Here is an 881-nt window from a genome sequence, read left to right on the forward strand (position 1 = left end):
CGACAGAAGAGCAAAAAGCACAAGTCGTTGCTTGGTTAGAAGCTCGTCCAGAAGTGAAAAGCGCGAAAGCTGGCGACTTGCTTGACGCAAACTACCTGTAATAGCAGGCAAGCAAATACGTTAGAGAAAGCTGGTCTTCGGACTGGCTTTTTTTATGGGTGATGAAACTGAATTTAAAATTAGATTTGAAGTGTTGGTGGTGTTTGGAGCTGGCAATACGTAGAGAACGTTTGAATTCTATTGCCAGCTCAAGGACTTCGAGTATGGTTAACTATGATTTCTTAGCTGTTGCTTCTTTCGTATCTTTCCAGTACTGGATGCGAACACGATGTAGCTGAGCTTTTCTCATTTTTTTCATAGTAATATCCCTCCTCTTCTATAAGTAACCCTCTTTATGAGCTTAGTGTCTAAGGTTTTTTATCCCCTTCAATCTATAAGGGAACCAATTATTTAACCGTGACTCATTTCACAACATAATGATAAAAACGGTTCTATTGCAGCCATTTTTGACACCTAAAACCGATTATTACCTTCCTGACACGGTCAAATTACTCACGAGATATGACAGAAAAATGGCAATCAAGTTCCCTAAATTAACTGTCATTGAATCTTAATAATGATTCCTGAAAAACTTTGCAAGTAATATACCAATTGCACATCACTTTCCGTCGAGTAACTCTTTTCACGTTCTTACTAGCAGTTGCATACCATTCCCATTAAGGCTGAATTCGCTGCTGATAATGCTGGCGGTAGTCGCGTGGTGTTAGTCCTTTGTACGTTTTGAAGTGGCGATTAAACAGGGCTTGATTACGATATCCGACTCGCTCAAACACAATCCCAATCGGCAACGACGTAGATTGCAGCAAATCTGCGGCATGATT

Annotated in this window: 2 protein-coding genes; one reads left to right on the forward strand and one right to left on the reverse strand. The window is 40.3% G+C overall.

Annotation, left to right across the window (positions count from 1 at the left end; translation table 11 throughout):
• Positions 1 to 101: 50S ribosome-binding protein YggL (locus R7P74_RS25450; protein WP_318123420.1), on the forward strand; the 101-nt coding region annotated here is incomplete at its 5' end.
• A gap of 615 nt (positions 102 to 716) precedes the next feature.
• Here the strand turns inward: R7P74_RS25450 and R7P74_RS25455 are convergent.
• Positions 717 to 881 (reverse strand): helix-turn-helix domain-containing protein (locus R7P74_RS25455; RefSeq protein ID WP_318123421.1); only part of this gene is annotated, 165 nt, incomplete at its 5' end.

It is taken from the genome of Vibrio sp. 2033, from assembly GCF_033339735.1.